Source organism: Rahnella perminowiae, from assembly GCF_019049755.1.
Taxonomy (GTDB): Bacteria; Pseudomonadota; Gammaproteobacteria; order Enterobacterales; family Enterobacteriaceae; genus Rahnella; species Rahnella perminowiae.
In genome coordinates, this window is record NZ_JAFMOS010000535.1 from 1 (window position 1) to 16,111 (window position 16,111).

Consider the following 16,111-nt stretch of genomic DNA (forward strand, 5'->3'; position numbering starts at 1 on the left):
CATCGACTCAGAAAGCGACTTACCCATTATTTCTGCAAAGAATCTGATGTCCGGGGTTTTAGCAGAATTTGGTCACACCATTATCGCTGAACGGACTTATTTGCTGACTGATATGGATCCCTATTTACAAAAAGCCGCCTCCTCTGTTGGTGTCCCCGGGAAACGTTGTCTGGACCAGCAAAACCATGCAATATTACTCAATCTCAATGATGCCCAACTCAATTTTTTACCAAAATATGCGCTGTTGTCTAAAGTCCTGGGTGGATACGGAGAAAAAATATCCCATATTGATTTAGGCGGGTGCAACACACTCCATAGTCTGTGTGATATCACTACACGCTTAAATATTTATAGCGGAACACCGAAATATATTGCCCGCATAAAAATTGCTGACTTACTGCTGACGTTCGCCCTTTCAAAAGAACAGATTAATACCCGGTTGAATAACTCTGGTAAACCCTTCGCGGGAGTAATGTGTGGCTCAGGCATGAAATACGGCGGAGATGCACAAAATATCATCTACGTTTATGCCCATAAAAAAACTAATATTATCGCCAGATGTGTGAATGAAAGAATGCAGGCAGGGGATCCCGCTTACCGTGAGCTTATCTTTCTTTTTTGTGGCGCAGGGGCGACGGGAAATCTGAATGCCATGCATCTGGCCTATATTGCCGATGCAGACGGGATAACCACCGCAGGCGCGGGTACTGTGGGTGAATATGCGTATCTGAGAAAAAAGGCAGGCTGTAGTTCCAGGTTATTGATCTTGCCGATAGAGGGGCACAATGAGCAGGAAAAGAATGCGGACGTTATCTCAAAAGATAATGACATCAAAGCCTTTGTGGTGAGAACACTGCAAACCGAACAACTTTCTGATTCTCTACAACGCTTCGTAAACGGTGCCAGCAAAAGCCGTGAGGCACCGCAGACAATGAATGAATTCATCAGTGCCATAAGTAATCCGAACACCTATGTTCATCAAGCTTATGACTTACTCTTCAACGATGCTTCAACCATTGACTTCAGTAATATCCGCCAGGTTGAACAACTGATGAACCAGAATCCCTTGTTGCGGGCTACGCGTAAGTATCTGAAGCTGGTTTTCCAGGCGCTGAGTGTGAAGAACGCAAACGATAGCCTTTCAGTTTCATTCCAGCAGGGGGCAACCCATACATTTGCCAATGTAAAAGAACTGAACCATACCTTACAAAATCCCTCAAGCCTGGCACAACTTATTGGACTAAAATCTCCCGGACAAGCCTCTGAGATGCCACTGCTCCAGGAGGTCCGGCAATATTTTTCAGTACTGGCCAGCGGCGGTTCACCCTCAACGGGTGCGGAGGCTAAACTAAAAGAAGAATTTGGGGAATTTATGGTGACGGGCTTTTAACGCGACTTTTTCACGACGGGAGTCTGTGCCGCACGGGGCGGCACAGAGGTTGTGTTACTGACCAGCCTGCGGGTCTTTGTCGTAGTCAGAACAAGACTGATAGCCTTTGTTCATCACATGACCGGTGTCGTTAAAGCTGACGAAATAAGTCTGGGCTTTACCATCACGCGGCGCGACCGCATAAGTCTGACATGTCCCTTTCGCATGAATCAGCGTCGCTTCCGTTGACGGTGGCCCTGCAATAGCACGGACCTGAGATTTGGTCATCCCGACTTTCACGTCGCTGACAACCGGCTCTTTCACATAACTCGCTGCACGGTCATAAGTCTGACACCCTGCCAGTACCGAAACTGCTGTAGCAACCACCAGTAACATTTTCTTGTTCATAACTTCTCCTCCTGAGTATTTTTGTCTTGTTAATCATAGAAGACGTAAGGGATTTCGCCAGCGGATATGACTTCTGTTTGTTGATTACACCCTGTTTTAAGTTTTTTCTGATAACGGCAAATGGCTGTTTTGGCGCAGCCGGATGGACATTTTTTCTCAGTACAAAAGAGGATATTCAGGACTTTTTGATCTATACATGAAACAGATAAGCCATTGAATGCGCGACAAGGAGCCATTCCTGATGCATTTGGATCGACGCAGGTTCGTTACTTTGCTGGGTGTTATTGCCCTGATGCCGATAGCCCAAACGGGTTTCGCGACTCCCCGGGAGATTGCCATGGATACTCTGCTGATCGACAAACCCGACGGCGGTGTGCCGAATAACAGGTTACCGGTGCTGATTTATCACCGCGTCATTCCGCCTGATATCCCCGATAATGCCGAATATCTTGAACACCTCTTCCGTGCCAACGGCTGGCCGCCCCAGTGGCGTTATCCTGTGTATACCTTTACGCATTTTCATTCCAATACACCTGAAGTATTGGGTGTTTATGCCGGTACGGCAAAACTGCAACTGGGCGGTGAGCACGGTAATATTATTGAGGTGAATGTCGGTGATGTGTTATTGCTCCCTGCCGGTATCGGCCATAAACAAATTTCCGCCGATGAAAACTTTATGCTGGTCGGCGCGTATCCGCCGGGTATCAAAGCCGATTTATGCCACGACGAACTGCCGCAACTGGCGGCGCGCACCAAAGCGGTGAACGCCGTCCCGCTGCCCGCGACAGATCCGGTAACCGGACACAGCGAAGGCAGCATGCTGGTCTGGCATCAGAAATGACCGCACATCACGCAGCAGTCAGGGCGAAACGTGCCACGGCTTTTTCCAGCCGCTGCGATTGTTCAAGTAACTGCAGGGAAGTTGCTGCTGCATGATCCGCCAGTTTGCCGTTTTGCAGCGTCACCTGGTTAAGCACGGTGATACGCTCCGAGACCTCATGAACATTTTGCCCCTGAGATTGCGTCGCGTCTGAAATCTCATTCACTAATGTGCTGAGGCTATTGAAGATATTAATGATCTCTTCCAGATTCTGGCTCAGCACTGTGACCGATGCAGAACCCCGGCCTATTTGCTGCACGGAATCGTCAATCAGCTGATGGATACCGCGCGTCGAATGGCTGCTCTTCTGCGCCAGCACTCCGATTTCTTTCGCCACCACGGCAAATCCGCGCCCGTGCTGCCCGGCATGCGCCGCTTCAATGGCCGCATTCAGCGCCAGAATGTTAGTCTGAAACGCCACACTGTCGATAATCGACACAATATTGCTCATGTCTGAAGACTGGCTGACAATTTCGTTCATCGCTGTATCCACCTGCCCCATCACTTCACCGCCGCGCATCGCCACGCCTCTTGCCTGCTCAGCACGCTGACGGGCCTGATGCACATGGATGGCGTTTTCTTTCACACGTTCATTGAGATGGGAGATATGTTCAGTGGCAGCTCTGAGCTCTTCGTTCTGAATGGCAGCCTGCGACGACAGCTCTTCGTTACCTTTCGCCATCTGATTGATATTGAGCATGATATGTGACGAGGCATCGCGCACTTCACTGACCAGTTTTTGCAATCCGCGCTGCATATTTCGCAGGCTGACGCCCAGTTCGCACATTTCAGTCACCCGCGCCGGGTCAGCCGGGACATCCCGCGATAAATCCCCGGCTGCCAGAACGCTGATATGACCAATCATCCGTTGCAGCGGACGGATAATCCACGCCGAGACGCCGCGCCAGACCAGCACCGCAATTACTGCCAGAATGGCCAGTGCCGCCATAAACAGCGTTTTCGCCTGCGTCAGCGCGTTGAGTAAACGGTCACTCAGTGACACCGCAATGTGCTCATTAACTGCCAGATACGCATAATATTTCTGACTGAAATCATCCTGAAAGGCCTGGACAGGCACTTCAAAGAATACGTCGATATTGCTATTTTTTTGCAGACCATCAGCCTGTTCCCGTAAGCCATCGTAGAACATCTGATAGCTGGCTTTCAGCCCGGTGGCGGCCGTATCGGCGTTTTTCGTCATGCTTTCGAATTGTGCAAACGCTTTTTGTGACGCGGCAAGCGAACCCAGCGACTCTTCCAGCAGGCTGTTCCAGCTGCCGACCGAGCCGGTTTCTTTATCCTGCATGTAATAAATGCCGGCGCGGTTCAGCTTGTCACTGGCCATCAGCAATTCCATGCGGGCTTTATCCATTACGCCTTGCTGCTGACGCAGACTTTCGGTGGCAATAACGTTGTTACGTGCATCCCGCAGGATTTTGGTGAGCACTACGGTGGAGAAGATTTGTAAAGCAGAAAACAGCGTGATAACGCAAATGACCCCGAAAAGAATTCCCCGGGGGCGTTTGATGAAATCGAATCGAAACAACTTGTTGAATCGCATTTTACCAGTAAGTAAACGAGACGTTAAAATCATGATTATTCTGCATTATTTAGAGAAGAAGCAGAATTTTACGCGCGGAAAATGACAATAATATTTCAATGAACTGACCTGACTTCGCATAGTAACCTACATAATTAAAGCGGCAGGAAGGCGACGGGTCAGGAGATCCCGATGAACGTACATAAGTCTGTGTTTCGGGTCCCAGAACGCCGCCAGCGCATCTGCCGCCTGGCATATGACGGATATTATTTCGGGAAAATCCAGACATGTTGCTCGGGTAACTTCAGATGACAATGCTGCGGATCGCGCACATCTGTACCGTAAGCACGGATCACAAAATCATCGCCAGATGTGCGGAACAGATATTCCCAGCGGTCACCCAGATACATGCTGGTCAGAAGGGGGAGCTCCAGCTGATTCTCGCCCGGCCCGTCTGCCAGCACCACGCGTTCAACACGGATCACCGCTGTCCCCTCCTGCCCTGCCTGCACTCCCTCACCCGCCAGCCCCCACAACACCCAGTCGCTGCCTTCGATACGCGCTTTACCCTCACGCACTTCGGTGATTTTGCCGTGCAGGCGATTGTTGCTGCCCATAAATTCGGCGGTAAACAGCGTTTTTGGCGAACCGTACATTTCCTGCGGCGTACCCTGCTGCTCTATTTTACCGTTATTGAGCAAAAGAATGCGGTCTGAAATCGCCATCGCTTCGTTCTGATCATGCGTCACCATCAGTGCCGACAGCCCGAGTTTAATGATCAGTTCGCGCAGGAATACCCGCGCCTCCTCACGCAGTTTGGCATCGAGGTTCGACAACGGCTCATCAAGCAAAATCACCGGCGGGTTGTAGACCAGCGCCCGGCCAATTGCCACGCGTTGTTGTTGACCGCCGGAAAGCTGATGCGGATGACGCTTGCCCAGATGCCCGAGACCCAGCTGATTCAACACATCCTGTACGCGCCGGGTGATTTCATCCGCCGAAACCTTACGTAATTTCAGCGGATAGGCCACGTTCTCAAACACGGTTTTGTGAGGCCACAGTGCGTACGACTGAAACACTAACCCGAGGTTGCGCTCTTCGGCCGGAATTTCGCTGCGCGGTGTGCCGTCGTACACTTTGTTTTTGCCAATGACGATGGTGCCTTTCACCGGCTTTTCCAGCCCGGCGACTGCACGCAGTAATGTCGTTTTGCCACTGCCTGAAGGCCCGAGCAACGATACCACTTCACCGCGTTTGAGCTCCATGGAAACGCCCTTCAGCACCGGATTGTCACCATAAGTTAAGTGCAGGTTGTCGACCGATAATTCAATCATGTAATTTCACTCCGAAACGAAGGGCAATACCCAGACCTAAAACCACCAGCAGGATGTTAATAAAGGAAAGCGCGGCAACGATATCAATAGCCCCCGCCGCCCACAGAGAAACCAGCATCGAGCCGATGGTTTCCGTACCCGGCGAAAGCAGATACACCCCGGTGGAATATTCGCGTTCGAAAATCAGGAACATCAACAGCCAGGAACCAATCAGGCCATAACGTGACAGCGGAATGGTGACATGGCGGGTGATCTGCCCGCGGGTTGCACCGGTACTACGCGCGGCCTCTTCCAGCTCCGGCCCGACCTGCAACAGTGTTGAGGAAATCAACCGCAGCCCGTACGCCATCCACACCACGGTATAGGCCAGCCAGACGCTGAAAATGGTACTGCGCAACGATCGCAGCCAGACCACCAGGTTATCGCGCAACCATTGCGACCACGGCATGCCGGAAAGCCAGCCGGATTTGAGCGCGTTATCCAGCCACATCGGCAGGAACAGAAACACCCATAAGAATGCCAGACCGGCCAGCAGCCCCGGCACCGCACGCGGCACCAGCACGCTGTAATCGAGGAAACGGGTGATGCCGTCCGGTTTACGGTGCATTGCAATACCGATAAACAAATAACAGGCTACTGCCAGCGCGCCGCCGATGACGCCGATGGCCATCGAGTTGACGATGGCGCGCAGCAGGTTCGGCTGTTCCCAGATCGTACGGAACGTATTGAGCGACAGTTCATCCCAGAGGGAAACCCCGACGCCCCAGTTGGAGATAAACGCCCGCAGTATTACACCTATCAGCGGAACGCCGATGGTTACGGTCAGCCAGAACGCCACCACGGCACCGGCCACCCAGCGCCATTTGCCGAGCGGCAGGGCACGCGCCTGCGAGGCTTTACCTTTCACCGTGACGAACCGGTTCGCGGTACGCATCAGACGGCGCTGTAACATCACCAGCGGAATAGTGATACATATCAGCACCACCGCCACGGCGGCCATCAGATGATAAGACGGCGTACCAAGTTTATTAGTCAGCTGATAAAGATAGGTTGCCAGCACCATGTTGCCTTCCGGATCGCCCAGCACCAGCATCAGGCCAAAAACTTCCAGCCCGAGGAAGAACAGCAAAACGGTGGCGTAAAGGATCGACGGACGAACCATCGGCAGGCTGACAGCGGTCATCACCTGTAGCGGCGAGGCACCTGCGGTTCGCGCCGCTTCCTCAACATCCGACCCGACGCTGCGCAGTGCCGAGGAGATGTACAGATAGGCGTGCGGAACGTGCGTCAGTCCGGCAATCACCACGATGCTCGACATGTCGTAGATATTCCATGGCACAAACCCGAGCACCGACTGGGCCCACAGCGAGAAAAACCCGACCGGTCCGGCGGCCACCACGTAACCGAAGCCTAATACCATCGGTGACACAAAAATTGGCACCAGGATCAGCGGCTCAATCACGCGTCGGCCCGGTAAATCCGTACGCACCATCAGGAACGCCAGAATACCGCCGAGCGGGATTGCGATAACGACCAGCCCGAAAGCCAGAATAAAGCCACTTTTCAGCGCCTTGTAAAAGTCCGGATCGGTAAATATGAATCCAAAGGATTCGAGGCTCCATTCTTTTGACGGTGAAAAGAACGGCGCGGAGAGGAAACTCTGTATCACGATAAACGACAACGGAATGTAGATAACCAGCGCCGTTATCAACACCACAATGCCGCGCGGCAGGCTTTGCCACTTTCTGCGCAATGCATTCATGTTACTTCCCTTCGGTTAGGAACAAGGAGAGCGAAATCAGGCAGGGAAAAGGAAGCGCGACGGAAAAGGCCGCGCTTCGATATGTCACTACTTGGCAGCAGCGGTACGCCATTGTTTGATGTAATCGAGGCGTTTTTTCTGTTGCAAATATTCCAGCAGAGTCTCATCCACCGGGATAGGCTTGAGCGCATTGCCCAGCATTTTGGTCATACCGTCAATATCGTTTTTGCCTTCGATATCGTTACGGATGGACGGGATATCAGCCTGATTAGCCAGAATGCTTTGCCCTTTCTCAGACAGCACATAATCCAGCCACAGTTTGGCCGCGTTGCTGTTTTTCGATTCCTGACTGATGAAGGAAACGCGGGAAAGTACCAGGGTGTAATCCTTCGGATAGGAAATCCCCAATGACGGGTCGGTTTTAGCACGGGCTTCGGCGTAGGAACCCAAAATATTAAAGCCGATGAGGTTTTCGCCGGAAGAGACGCGCTCCATCATGGTGCCGGTAGAAGACTGCACCGCTAAGCCGCCTTTGGCCACATCAGCCAACGTTTTGAAATAATTCGGATCAGCTTTGAAATCCTGCACGGACAACATAAAACCGAGGCCGGATTTCTCAATGTCGTAAGTAGTCACTTTTTTGTTGAATTTTTCGGTCTGGCTGGCGATGAGTTTTGCCAGTGCCGCATGGGAATCAGGAACATCACCGGCCGGGATCAGACGTTTGTTATAGATAAATACCACAGGCTCATATGTCGTGCCGTAGGCTTTGTCTTTCCACACCGCCCATTTTGGCAGCTGGCCCTGTTCGGGGGATTTATACTCCTGCGCGTAGTCGGTCGCCAGTTTCAATGCGGTGTCCATTGAAGAACTCCACACCACGTCGCCGCTGGTGCCGCCCGCTGCCTGTTCGCTGATGTAACGGTTGTACAGTTCGGTACTGTTCATGTCGTTATATTCAACTTTGATACCCGGATATGTCGCCTCGAAACCCTGAATCAGCGGACCGGCCGCTTTGGTATCTGTGGTGGAATAAACCACCACTTTGCCTTCTTTGGTCGCCGCATCGACGATTTTCTGATAGTCGGCCGGATAGCCCTGAGGTAATGCAGACATTGCAGAGGAAGACATCATCACAGCCGCAGCAATCAGAGAGAATCGTAATTTGTTGGTCATTATTGTTAACCTCTAGTTACATTTGGGAAACTAAAAATCAACATAGCGCATAACATCTGACAGGCAATGGGGTAATTTTTTTATCTTCCCGATTTGTGAGTCGGGGCGTTTTTTAGGTAATTAACACCATAAAAACCACAGCTAAAACGCAAAACAGGCCACCCGAATGACCTGTTTTAGCTGTCTCTAAACGACGTTTATTTAAAATATCCGGCGGTATCGATATCCGTGAGTAAATCCTGATGTTCAGGCTTCCAGCCCAGAACATCGCGGGTGATCTGACTGGAAGTCGGATTGTTAAGCGAGGCAAAATGGGTAAACCAGCCAAAATGTGCAGCGGCCTCTTGCGCATTTTTACTGACTACCGGCAGATTCAGATGTTTGCCAATCATTGTGGCGATCTCACGAAATGGCACGCCTTCTTCTGCGCTGGCGTGATAAATGGCATCCTGTGCACCTTTCTCCAGCGCCAGTACAAATACCCGTGCAGCATCAAAACGGTGAACCGCAGGCCAGCAGTTTTCGCCATCACCGGGATACGCCGATTCCCCCTTTTCCCTCGCCATCGCAATAATCAGCGGTACAAAGCCATGATCACCCTCGCCATGCACCGACGGCGGGAGACGTACCAGAGACACCCGCACGCCCTGCTCAGCCAGCTTAGCGACAGCAAGATCGGACGCCACACGGAAATTTTGCCCGTGCGGATCCGCTAAATCGTTTTCAGTCACCAGACGTCCTGTGTTCACCCGCGCGGTCGCGGTGCCGGAGGTGACGATCAACGGTTTATTTGTTCCCTTCAGCGCAGCACCTAAGACGCCAATCGCCTGCCGGTCTTTTTCGCAGTTCTCCTCAAACCTGGAGAAATCATGGATAAACGCCATATGGATCACGCCATCGGCCTGCTCCGCGCCGGATGTAAGACTTTCCGGATCTTCAATACTGCCGCGATGCACACCCGCCCCCACGTCGGTCAGCGCCTGTGCTGCCGCATCCGAGCGGGCCAGTCCCAGCACCTGATGACCGGCGCGCAGCAATTCCTGCACCACCGCAGAACCGACAAAACCTGTTGCACCTGTCACGAATACACGCATTTCGAATTCCCCTGTTATTGGCCATTCAGTTGTGGCTGAAAATAAGCATGTTTTACGTGACAAAATATAGGCGCTGGAGAAAAGACGATCTATGCGCTAATGTCCGCATTATCTTTGCAATCGTCCGGAGTGGTTGGTGGATCCTCTTTCTGATGTGTTAGCGCTGCTGAAGCCACGCAGTTATATGTCCAAAGGTTTTGAAGCCGGAGGGGCCTGGTCGGTGCAATTTCCCGAGCATTATCAGTCGATTAAATGTAACGCGATCATTACCGGCGAGTGCTGGCTGGCAGTCGATTCGGTGCCCGGTGCGGTGCATCTCAGAGCCGGTGACTGCTTTGTCTTACCCAGCGGCCGCCCGTTCCGGCTGGCCAGCGATCTGAACATTCAGCCGGTCGATGCCGGGCATATTTTCCAACAGTCACAGGATGGCGGGACCGTTTCCTGCAACGGCGGCCACGATTTCTTCCTCACCGGCAGCCGGTTTGCGGTCAGTGGCCCTGACGCCACCACGTTGCTGGCGATGTTACCGCCGGTAGTGCATATCTCGAAAGAATCCGACAAAGAAAGTTTGCGCTGGGCGGTTGAACGGATGATGCAGGAATTGCGTGACCCGCGGCCGGGCGGGTTGCTTATCGCTCAGCATATGGCACATATGATGCTGGTGCAGGCGTTGCGGATTTACGTGGATAATGCAGCGGAAGGTGAAGGCAGCGGTTGGTTTGCCGCCCTGGCCGATAAGAAGTTATCCAGGGCGCTGAATGCCATGCATGAAAACCCGGCGCAGCGCTGGACGGTGCAGACGCTGGCGGAACGTGCAGGTATGTCGCGTTCGGTGTTCTCACAGAAATTTAAACTGGCCGTAGGCAGCGCGCCGCTGGAATACCTTACGCGCTGGCGGATGTTACTGGCCGGAGACCGGCTGGCGAACAGTAAAGAACCGGTGTCCGCGGTGGCGCTGTCGCTCGGTTACCAATCTGAAAGCGCCTTCAGCACCGCGTTTAAGCGTACGCTGGGATGCTCACCCCGGCAGTACAGCCAGCGGGAAACGGGCTGACTGAAAACAGAAATATTGAAAAGGCATGAATTTCAGGCACAAAAAAAGCCACTAATAACTTAGCAGCTTTCTTGTGTTGTTTATGGCGGAGGAGGAGAGATTCGAACTCTCGAATGGTTTCCCATCGCCGGTTTTCAAGACCGGTGCCTTCAGCCGCTCGGCCACCCCTCCGCAACGAAGCGAACTATAAACAGTGCCGATCCGCTTGTAAAGCCTGATGCTGTCCGATTGCCTGAAAAACAGGCATTCGGTTCGCAAACGGCGATTTAAGCATCGTTTCGGTGACTTTGACGTCCGGATGCCGCACCCTGCCCGCGCTGAACAGGTAAAGAAGGGTAAAACGTCTTTAATGACACACCGCAACTCCTTACACTGCAACCTGTTTGTATTTTCACCGACTCCAACTTTTTGTTAAGAGTGAGAATTCTATTATGGACCGTATGGATCGTATCGTTGCCTCTACGTCATCACGCGCTGGCTCGTTGCTAAGTACGCACCGGGTGCTGCGTAATACTTATTTCCTGTTAGCACTGACCCTCGGCGTTTCAGCAATCACTGCGACGGCAAGTACGGTTCTGAGATTGCCGTCTCCCGGTTTTCTGCTGACCATCGTTGGCTTCTATGGCCTGATGTTCCTGACCTACCGCACGGCTAACAGTCCTGCGGGGATTTTGTCTGCCTTCGCACTGACCGGCTTTATGGGTTACACGCTGGGGCCGTTACTGAGCTCGCTGCTTTCAGCCGGTGCCGGTGACATTATTATGCTGGCCCTGGGCGGCACTGCCCTGGTGTTCTTCTGCTGTTCAGCCTACGTGCTGACCACGCGCAAAGACATGTCGTTCCTGTCCGGTATGATGATGGCGGGTTTTGTGGTGCTGCTGGTGGCGGTAATCGCTAACCTGTTCCTGCAAATTCCGGCGCTGTCGCTGGCGATCAGCTGCCTGTTTATTTTGTTCTCCGCAGGGGCAATTTTATGGGAAACCAGCAATATTATTCAGGGTGGCGAAACCAACTATATTCGTGCGACCGTCAGCCTGTATGTCTCGCTGTACAACATATTTGTCAGCCTGTTAAGCATTCTGGGCATGTCATCGCGTAACTGATAATGCCTGTTGTGAAGGGAAGCCCCGCCGGGTGCGGGGCTTTTTATTTTGTCTGACCGGTGTTTTTGTTAAACTGGCCGCCGCATTTTTACAGGCTGAGGTTATATGCTGGAGTTTGAAGGTCAGGTTATTGAAACCGACGCTCAGGGTTACCTGAAAAACAGTCATGAGTGGCAGGAAGGTATGGCGCCACTGCTGGCGGAAGAAGAGGGGATAGTTCTGACTGATGCTCACTGGGAAGTGGTGCGGTTTGTGCGCGAATTTTACCTCGAATTCAACACGTCTCCTGCCGTGCGCATGCTGGTAAAAGCAATGGCGCAAAAATACGGCGAAGAAAAAGGCAACAGCCGCTATCTGTTCCGGCTGTTCCCCAAAGGTCCGGCCAAACAGGCTACGAAAATTGCGGGCCTGCCAAAACCGGTGAAGTGCCTGTGAAAAATTTCAGTATTTGATTTTAAAATCGCTGTAATTGCCAGGCGCGGTCGGCTCGCTAAGCACGCGATCAACGCGTGCATGTTTCGGTCCGCCCTGCTTCAGCCAGGCTAAAAGCTGATCCACTTTCTCCTGTTCCCCGCATGCCACCACTTCGACGCTGCCATCCTCAAGATTTTTTGCGTAACCGGTAAGACCTAAACCCGTGGCCTGGTGTTGAGTCGCAAAACGAAAACCGACGCCCTGCACCATGCCGTATACATAGGCGGCTATACTGACTGTTGCCATAATATTCTCTCCGTTAGCGGTATGGTTCGTTGCAATTTGACCTGCATGACCGGACAATGTCGCTCTTTTTTGTCTCCGAACTGACAGAACCTAATTTTATGACTGCACGTTTAATGCTGGCCAAAGGCCGTGAAAAATCACTTCTTCGTCGCCACCCGTGGGTGTTTTCCGGCGCTGTTTCGCGCATCGAAGGTAAAGCCCATTCCGGCGAGACTATAGATATTGTAGACAGTCAGGGAAAATGGCTGGCGCGTGGCGCCTATTCGCCGTCCTCGCAGATCCGTGCGCGCGTCTGGACATTCAAACAAGATGAAGACATTGATATTGAGTTCTTCATCCACCGTTTACAGCAGGCACAGCGCTGGCGCGATTATATTGCACAACGTGACGGACTGGACGGATACCGCCTGATTGCCGGCGAATCCGATGGCCTGCCCGGCATCACTATCGACCGTTTCCAGAATTTTCTTGTGCTGCAATTGCTGTCAGCCGGTGCAGAATATCAGCGTGCCCCGCTGATTGCTGCACTGCAACATTGCTATCCGCAATGCGCTATCTGGGATCGTTCCGACGTCGCCGTGCGTAAAAAAGAAGGTCTGGAACTGGCTCAGGGACATGTATTGGGCGAAGAGCCTCCTGCCCTGCTGCCGATTCAGGAGCACGGTATGAGCCTGCTGGTGGATATTAAAGAAGGCCACAAAACAGGCTTCTATCTTGACCAGCGTGACAGCCGTCTTGCCGCACGCAATTATGCCGCCGGTCGTAACGTTCTGAACTGCTTCTCTTACACCGGCGCTTTTGCGGTGTCTGCGCTGATGGGCGGCTGTACCAAAGTCACCAACGTGGATACCTCTCAGGCGGCGCTCGATGTGGCCCGTCAGAACGTTGAACTGAACAAACTGGATCTGTCGAAAGCAGAGTTCGTGCGCGAAGATGTGTTCCAGTTGCTGCGCAAATACCGCACCGAAGGCCAGCAGTTCGACATGATCGTGATGGATCCGCCAAAATTCGTTGAGAACAAAAACCAGCTGGCCAGCGCCTGTCGCGGTTACAAAGATATTAATATGCTGGCGCTGCAACTGCTGCGTCCGGGCGGTATTCTGCTGAGTTTCTCCTGTTCAGGTTTATTGCCAACAGATTTATTCCAGAAAATTCTGGCTGATGCTGCGCTGGACGCCGGTCGTGAGATCCAGTTCGTCGAGCAGTTCCGTCAGGCAGCCGACCATCCGGTTACTGGCGCTTACCCTGAAGGGCTATATCTGAAAGGGTTCGCCTGTCTGGTAATAAACTGACAAAATAAGCGCGGTGTGCTGTTGTGACGGCATGCCAGCGAATTTTAAGCAGATTACGTGGTCAAAACTTGAAATAGCCCGTTTTATCTCCATATAGGGATTAATGAATTATTTTGGGAGGTCACTATGATTGCCAGTAAATACGGTATCGGACAACAGGTCCGGCACAGGCTGTTAGGTTATCTGGGCGTGGTCATTGATGTTGATGCCGAATATTCGCTCGATAAGCCTGAAGTTGATGAGGTTGCTGCTAATGAATCAATGCGTACCGCTCCCTGGTACCATGTTGTCATGGAAGATGAAGAAGGCCAGCCGGTTCATACCTATCTGGCTGAAATTCAGATCGATCATGAAATAGCCCGCTCCCATCCGGAACAAGCCTCGCTGGATGAGCTGGCGGCGTCAATCCGCCACCAGTTACAGGCCCCGCGTCTGCGTAACTAAAACGTTGGCCTTCTCCTGACGAAATGAAAAATAAAAACCGGCGCCAGTAGCCGGTTTTTTTACAGGCAGGATCCACAGAAGGTCACTTTTCCATGCCCAGACGCGGGAGCTCAATTTTAGGACAACGATCCATGACCACTTTCAGCCCGGCTTCTTTTGCCAGCACAGCGGCCTGTTCATTAATGACGCCCAGCTGCAACCACAACACTTTCGCTTTAATCGCGATCGCTTCCTGCGCGACGCCATAAGCAGCATCAGCATTACGGAACACATCCACCATATCTACCGGATGAGGGATTTCTGCCAGCGAACCATAAGCTTTCTGACCCAGCAGCGCCTGCCCTGCCAGTTTCGGGCTGACCGGGATCACCTCAAAGCCCTGAGAAAGCAAATATGCCATGACGCCGTAGCTTGGACGTCCGGGATTATCACTGGCACCCACGAGCGCGATGGTTTTCACTTCTTCAAGAATCTTGCGAATATCGTTGTCTTGCATGGGTTTATCTCCTTTGGCCTGTCTGCATTAAGTGTAACGCAGCCTGACCATTCCGACAGCCCCGGCGAGAAAAAGAAACGCGAGCAGGATCATCTCAGAGGGAAATTAAAACATTTTGTAAAACTTTGACACACAATCGTCATTCCTGAATAATAGAGAGTGAACAACGTTGTGTCTGAGGAGAGAAGAATGAAAATCTGTCATGCGCTGGTCGCATTAGCGAGTCTCAGCCTGATGGTGTCAGCTTCGGCGACCTCCCTTAAATTATCCCCTGATGTGGATGTTCTGGTGATTGATGGCAAACAGATGTCAGGCGCAATCCTTAAAGGCGCGGACAGCCTGGAACTGGATGGCGGTCAGCATCAGATTCTGTTTCAGGTCAGCAAAAATGTCAGTTCCGTCGCTCAACAGGTGCCGGTAACCTACCATTCGCCTGCGCTTATCGTCACTTTCAATGCTAAACGTAATCGTTCCGTTTCTTTCGTGTTGCCAAAACTGAGCAACGACAGTGAAACGGCACAATTTAGCCAGCAGATGAATTATCAGCTCGTTGATGAACAAGGCCGTCAGATACCCACGCAACGTGACATCCTCAATAGGTTTAATCCCGGACATTCCGCAGACGCTGAAAAATTGATGATAACCTACAATTTGTCGGGCGCACGTGCAGCAGTTCCCTCTTTCGCCAAAGGTATTACAGAGAAAAAAACGGCGTTATCCACCGACGCAACGTCTCAAATTTCTCTCGTTTATCTTCATCCGTTGTGGACACGTCTGGCCGCGAATGCAGGCTTTGAGCGGTTGTTATTCTGGTTAAGACTACCGGATAATCAGGAACGGGCGTCATAACGTAATCTGCATCACGCATTCCCTCTTCTTCACGCCGAATTATCCCGCCTGAGCTATGCAGTAAAACGGAGTTTCAGTATTCTGTGATCCACTTTTACTTTCGCGTTGAAGGGAATTAGATGGAATACACAACCCGCACGATTGCAAAACAAAAACATATTGCTCTGGTGGCGCATGACCACTGCAAAAGCACCCTGCTGAAATGGGTTGATAAAAACGTTGCGGAACTTTCGCAGCATATTCTCTATGCCACCGGCACGACCGGCAATCTGGTTCAGCGTAATACGGGGATTGATGTCAAAAGCATGCTGAGCGGCCCGATGGGCGGCGATCAACAAGTAGGTGCGCTGATTGCCGAAGGCAAAATTGATATGCTGATTTTCCTCTGGGATCCACTCAATGCTGTTCCGCATGATCCGGATGTGAAAGCCCTGCTGCGCCTGGCGACCGTGTGGAATATTCCGGTGGCAACCAATCTGTCCACGGCTGACTTCCTGATCCAGTCCCCACTGTTCCGGTCTGAAGTTGATATCACTATTCCAGATTATCAGCGTTATCTGTGGTCACGCCTGAAAGAATAACGCTTCAGG

General features: G+C 52.0%; 17 protein-coding genes and 1 tRNA gene. 9 read left to right on the forward strand and 9 right to left on the reverse strand.

Translation table 11 applies throughout. The features are described 5' to 3' along the window. A partial coding sequence (locus tag J1785_RS12465) for a glycosyltransferase family 28 protein (RefSeq protein ID WP_217219500.1) occupies positions 1-1,390 on the forward strand: 1,390 nt, incomplete at its 5' end. Between the two features lie 54 nt (positions 1,391-1,444). Here J1785_RS12465 and osmE read toward each other — a convergent pair. Next, positions 1,445-1,777, reverse strand: coding sequence for an osmotically-inducible lipoprotein OsmE (osmE, locus tag J1785_RS12470; protein ID WP_129952544.1), 333 nt, complete (start codon positions 1,775-1,777; stop codon positions 1,445-1,447). A gap of 241 nt (positions 1,778-2,018) precedes the next feature. Between osmE and J1785_RS12475 the strand changes: the two genes are divergently transcribed. Beyond that, the gene (locus tag J1785_RS12475) at positions 2,019-2,618 is read left to right on the forward strand and encodes a cupin (RefSeq protein ID WP_217219501.1); all 600 of its coding nucleotides are present in this window, start codon (positions 2,019-2,021) and stop codon (positions 2,616-2,618) included. 7 nt (positions 2,619-2,625) lie between these two features. Here J1785_RS12475 and J1785_RS12480 read toward each other — a convergent pair whose 3' ends face one another. The 5 genes from J1785_RS12480 to J1785_RS12500 form a co-directional block, all read right to left on the reverse strand. Further along, positions 2,626-4,251 carry a methyl-accepting chemotaxis protein gene (locus J1785_RS12480; RefSeq protein ID WP_217219502.1) on the reverse strand — a complete coding sequence of 542 codons (1,626 nt, stop codon included), beginning with the start codon at positions 4,249-4,251 and terminating at the stop codon, positions 2,626-2,628. A 212-nt stretch (positions 4,252-4,463) separates the two neighbouring features. Next, positions 4,464-5,531 carry an ABC transporter ATP-binding protein gene (locus J1785_RS12485; protein ID WP_217139108.1) on the reverse strand — a complete coding sequence of 356 codons (1,068 nt, stop codon included), beginning with the start codon at positions 5,529-5,531 and terminating at the stop codon, positions 4,464-4,466. Further along, positions 5,524-7,293 carry an ABC transporter permease gene (locus J1785_RS12490; RefSeq protein WP_129952540.1) on the reverse strand — a complete coding sequence of 590 codons (1,770 nt, stop codon included), beginning with the start codon at positions 7,291-7,293 and terminating at the stop codon, positions 5,524-5,526. The genes J1785_RS12485 and J1785_RS12490 overlap by 8 nt, the downstream gene beginning before the upstream one ends. 87 nt (positions 7,294-7,380) lie before the next feature. Then, positions 7,381-8,469, reverse strand: a complete 1,089-nt coding sequence (locus tag J1785_RS12495; protein WP_129952539.1) for an ABC transporter substrate-binding protein — start codon at positions 8,467-8,469, stop codon at positions 7,381-7,383. A gap of 197 nt (positions 8,470-8,666) precedes the next feature. Continuing rightward, the gene (locus tag J1785_RS12500) at positions 8,667-9,563 is read right to left on the reverse strand and encodes an SDR family oxidoreductase (protein WP_217219503.1); all 897 of its coding nucleotides are present in this window, start codon (positions 9,561-9,563) and stop codon (positions 8,667-8,669) included. A 136-nt stretch (positions 9,564-9,699) separates the two neighbouring features. Here J1785_RS12500 and J1785_RS12505 point away from each other — a divergent pair, with 136 nt between their 5' ends. Then, entirely contained in the window at positions 9,700-10,617 is a 918-nt protein-coding gene (locus J1785_RS12505) for an AraC family transcriptional regulator (RefSeq protein WP_217219504.1), read from the forward strand. A gap of 83 nt (positions 10,618-10,700) precedes the next feature. On the opposite strand, the gene J1785_RS12510 is transcribed toward J1785_RS12505, so the two are convergent. Then, positions 10,701-10,788 (reverse strand) — tRNA-Ser (locus J1785_RS12510). Between the two features lie 269 nt (positions 10,789-11,057). Here J1785_RS12510 and yccA point away from each other — a divergent pair. Both yccA and tusE read left to right on the forward strand, forming a co-directional pair. Further along, a complete protein-coding gene (gene yccA, locus J1785_RS12515) occupies positions 11,058-11,720 on the forward strand; it encodes an FtsH protease modulator YccA (protein WP_217139143.1) in 663 nt (220 codons plus the stop codon). A 105-nt stretch (positions 11,721-11,825) separates the two neighbouring features. Next, on the forward strand, positions 11,826-12,155 hold the full coding sequence (gene tusE, locus J1785_RS12520) for a sulfurtransferase TusE (RefSeq protein ID WP_129952536.1): 330 nt from the start codon (positions 11,826-11,828) through the stop codon (positions 12,153-12,155). Between the two features lie 6 nt (positions 12,156-12,161). On the opposite strand, the gene yccX is transcribed toward tusE, so the two are convergent. Beyond that, positions 12,162-12,440, reverse strand: a complete 279-nt coding sequence (yccX, locus tag J1785_RS12525; protein WP_013574886.1) for an acylphosphatase — start codon at positions 12,438-12,440, stop codon at positions 12,162-12,164. Between the two features lie 98 nt (positions 12,441-12,538). Here yccX and rlmI point away from each other — a divergent pair, with 98 nt between their 5' ends. Further along, positions 12,539-13,732 carry a 23S rRNA (cytosine(1962)-C(5))-methyltransferase RlmI gene (rlmI, locus tag J1785_RS12530; RefSeq protein ID WP_129952534.1) on the forward strand — a complete coding sequence of 398 codons (1,194 nt, stop codon included), beginning with the start codon at positions 12,539-12,541 and terminating at the stop codon, positions 13,730-13,732. Positions 13,733-13,858: 126 nt separating this feature from the next. Continuing rightward, complete coding sequence (hspQ, locus tag J1785_RS12535) at positions 13,859-14,176, forward strand: heat shock protein HspQ (protein ID WP_129952533.1); 318 nt, start codon at positions 13,859-13,861, stop codon at positions 14,174-14,176. An 82-nt stretch (positions 14,177-14,258) separates the two neighbouring features. Here the strand turns inward: hspQ and J1785_RS12540 are convergent, their stop codons facing one another. Continuing rightward, the gene (locus J1785_RS12540; RefSeq protein WP_129952532.1) at positions 14,259-14,672 is read right to left on the reverse strand and encodes a CoA-binding protein; all 414 of its coding nucleotides are present in this window, start codon (positions 14,670-14,672) and stop codon (positions 14,259-14,261) included. Positions 14,673-14,861: 189 nt separating this feature from the next. Between J1785_RS12540 and J1785_RS12545 the strand changes: the two genes are divergently transcribed. Together J1785_RS12545 and J1785_RS12550 are read left to right on the forward strand one after the other, a co-directional pair. After that, complete coding sequence (locus tag J1785_RS12545; protein WP_129952531.1) at positions 14,862-15,521, forward strand: DUF2057 family protein; 660 nt, start codon at positions 14,862-14,864, stop codon at positions 15,519-15,521. A 119-nt stretch (positions 15,522-15,640) separates the two neighbouring features. After that, a complete protein-coding gene (locus J1785_RS12550; RefSeq protein WP_129952530.1) occupies positions 15,641-16,102 on the forward strand; it encodes a methylglyoxal synthase in 462 nt (153 codons plus the stop codon). Positions 16,103-16,111: the final 9 nt, after the last annotated feature.